This window comes from Kitasatospora sp. NPDC001539, from assembly GCF_040298565.1.
Taxonomy (GTDB): domain Bacteria; phylum Actinomycetota; class Actinomycetes; order Streptomycetales; family Streptomycetaceae; genus Kitasatospora.
The window spans coordinates 1-3,514 of record NZ_JBEPAK010000414.1 but is presented as its reverse complement, the minus strand read 5'-3'; the positions used below and the strand labels follow the sequence as shown (position 1 = coordinate 3,514).

At 74.2% G+C, this 3,514-nt stretch carries 1 protein-coding gene; it reads right to left on the bottom strand.

Going from position 1 to position 3,514, the window contains the following annotated elements:
• Positions 1–3,514, bottom strand: a 3,514-nt coding sequence (locus tag ABT247_RS32610; protein WP_350750072.1) for an AMP-binding protein, incomplete at both ends; no start/stop codon positions are given.

The window sequence follows — 3,514 nt, the reverse complement described above, 5'->3', positions numbered from 1 at the left end:
TCGCCGGGGACTCCGGCCGGGACGGGTTGGAGGGTGTCGTCGAGGACGTAGGCGCGGGTGTTGGCGAGCGGGCGGCCGATCGGCACCACGTCCGGCACCGACTCCGCCGAGGCGATGGCGAGTTGGGTGGCACAGAGGGTGATCTCCGTGGGGCCGTAGAGCACCCGCACTCCGGCCCCCGGGACGGCCTCCAGCACCCTGCGGACCGCGGCCGAGGAGACCACGTCGCCGCCCGTGAGCACCTCGCGAACGCCGGTGAAGACACCGGGATCCTCCTCCGCGATGACCCGGAACAGCCCGGCGGTGACGTGCACATGGGTCAGCCGGTGGGCCCGGACCAGCGCCCCGATCGCGGCCGCGTCCAGCTCGCCGTGCGGCGCGACGACCACCTGGCCGCCGGAGAGCAGCGGCGCCCACAGCTCGTACGTCGACGCGTCGAAGGCGTGCGGCGCGTGGAAGAGCACCCGCAGGCCGTCCGGGTGCCGCCAGCACGGGTCCGAGGCGAGCTGGACCACGTCCCGGTGGGTGATGGCGATGCCCTTGGGCTCCCCGGTGGAGCCGGAGGTGAACATCACGTACGCGAGCTGTTCCGGGTGCAGGGGCATGCGGCGGGCGAGGCGGCGGCGCGGGGCGTCGAACCGGTCGCCGGTGAGCGGCAGTACGGGGCAGGGGGCCGCGGCGGCCAGCGGGTGGCCCCGGTGCGCCGCGTCGACCAGCACCAGCGCCGCGCCGGTGTCGGCGGTGATCCGCCGCAGCCGCTCGGCCGGGTGCCGGTCGTCCAGCGGGACGTAGGTGCCGCCGGCCTTGGTGACCGCGAGGATCGCCGTGACCAGGTCGGCCGAGCGGTCCATCAGCAGGACCACCGGGGTGTCCGCGCCGACCCCCGCGTCGGCGAGGTGGGCGGCCAGGTGCTCGGCCCGGGAGTCCAACTGGGCGTAGCTGAGCGTTCCGTCGGCGGCGACCACGGCCGGAGCGTCGGGGGTGGCGGCGGCTCGGGCCTCGAACAGCTCGGGCAGGGTGGCGTCGGGGACGGGCGAGGCGGTGTCGTTCCAGCCGGTGAGCAGCTGCTCGCGTTCGGCCGGGGCGAGGATCCCGAAGCTTCCGATCGGGGCGTCCGGGTCGGCCGCGGCGGCGTGCAGGACGCGCACCAGCCGGTCGGCGAGGGTGGCGGCGGTGCTCCGGTCGAACAGGTCCGTCGCGTACTCGACCGCCACCGTGAGACCGTCCTGGGGGCCCTGCTCGGTGAAGCGGAAGGACAGGTCGAACTTGGCCACGTCCAGCTCGAAGGGGTGCTCGGCACAGGCGAGGTCCCCGAAGGCGGTGGGCACCGCGGCGCGGCCCTCCAGGGCGACCAGGGTCTGGAAGAGGGGGTGGCGGCCGGGGGTGCGGCTCGGGTTGAGGTGTTCGACCAGGCGCTCGAAGGGGATGTCCTGGTGGTCGTAGGCGTCGAGGTCGGTGCGGCGGACGCGGTCCAGCAGCTCCCGGAAGGTGGGGTTGCCGGAGGTGTCGGTGCGCAGCAGCAGGGTGTTGACGAAGAAGCCGACCAGGTCGTCGAGGGCCGCATCGGTGCGTCCGGCGACGGGGGTGCCGAGGGGCAGGTCGGTGCCGGCGCCGAGCCGGGTGTAGAGGGCGGCGACGGCGGCCTGCAGGGCCATGAACAGACTGGCCTGCTGCTGCGCCGCAACCTCGGCCAGGGCAGAGTGAAGTTCGCGGTCGACGGTGACTTCGACCAGGCCGCCCCGGTGGGTCGGCACGGCCGGGCGCGGCCGGTCGTAGGGGAGGGCCAGCTCCTCGGGCGCGTCGGCCAGGGCGGTTCGCCAGTGGGAGAGTTGGCCGGTCAGCAGGGCGGTGGGGCAAGCCTCGGCGCCGAGGAGTTCGCGCTGCCAGAGGGTGTAGTCGGCGTACTGGACGGGCAGCGGCCGCCAGTCGGGTGCCGAGCCGGTGCGGCGGGCCTGGTAGGCGGCGGCGAGGTCGCGGAAGAGCGGGGCGACGGACCAGCCGTCGGCGGCGATGTGGTGCAGCAGGACCAGCAGCACGTGCTCGTCGCCGGGGAGCGAGAACAGCGTGGCGCGGACGGGGAGGTCGCGGGCGAGGTCGAAGACCTCCCGCCCGGCCTCGGCCAGGGCCGTGCCGAGCTCCTCCGGAGTGCCGACGGCGACCGTCCGCAGGGTCGAGCCGGCGGCGGAGGAGACCACTTGGTGCGGCCGGCCGTCGGTGCTGGGGAAGGTGGTGCGCAGCACCTCGTGCCTGTCCACGACGTCCCGCAGGGCCTCGGCGAGGGCGGCGGTGTCGATCTCGCCGGTCAGCCGGACCGCGACGGGCGTGTTGTAGAGCGCGCTGGAGCCCTCGAACTGCTCGATGAACCAAAGGCGTTGCTGGGCGGAGGAGAGCGGGATCCGCTCGGGCCGGTCGCCGGGCCGCAGGGCCGGGCGGGCCGCGCCGGTGACGGGCAGGGCGGCGGTCAGAGCAGCCACCGTCGGGTGGTCGAACAGGGTGCGGATCGGCAGCTCCGCGCCGAGGGTGGTGCGGATGCGGCTGGTGAGTTTGGTGGCGAGGAGGGAGTGGCCGCCGAGGTCGAAGAAGTTGTCGTCGATGCCGACGGTGGGTAGTGCGAGGACGTCGGCGAAGAGTTCGCAGAGGGTTCGTTCGGTGGTGGTGCGGGGGGCGCGGCCCTGGGCGGCTTCGGCGTAGTCGGGGGTGGGGAGGGCGCGGCGGTCGATCTTGCCGTTGGGGGTGATGGGGAGGGTGTCGAGGGTGACGACGGCGGTGGGGATCATGTAGGCGGGGAGGCGTTCGGCGGCGTGGGCGCGGAGTTCGGCGGGGGTGGCGGTGCCGGTGGTGTAGACGACGAGTCGTTTGTCGCCGGGTTGGTCCTCGCGGACGAGTGCGGTGGCCTGGTGGACGGCGGGGTGGGCGGTGAGCACGGCTTCGATTTCGGCGAGTTCGATGCGGAAGCCGCGGAGTTTGATCTGGTCGTCCGTTCGGCCGACGAACTCCAGTTCGCCGGTGGTGGTCCAGCGGGCGAGGTCGCCGGTGCGGTACATGCGGGTGCCGGGGTCGCCGTAGGGGCAGGCGGTGAAGCGTTCGGCGGTGAGGGCGGGGCGGCCGAGGTAGCCGCGGGCGAGGCCGGGGCCGGTGATGTACAGCTCGCCGGGAACGCCGGTCGGGACGGGGCGCAGTCCGGCGTCCAGCACGTACACCCGGGTGTTGGGCAGTGGGCGGCCGATCGGCACCGTGCTGAGCAGTTCGGCGGGAGAGTCCACCGGCCGGTGGGTCGCGAAGGTCGTCGTCTCGGTCGGGCCGTAGCCGTTCACGACCTTCAGGCCGGGGCAGGCGGCCATGACGCGGCGGACGGCCGCGGGGGAGACGACGTCGCCGCCGGTCCACACCTCGCGCAGGCCGGTGAAGGTCTCCGGGGCCTCGGTGGCCAGGACGTTGAAGAGGCCGACCGTCATCCAGGCGGCTGTGACGCCGCCGTGGTGGATGGTGTGGGCGAGTTCGGTGGCGCCCAGGC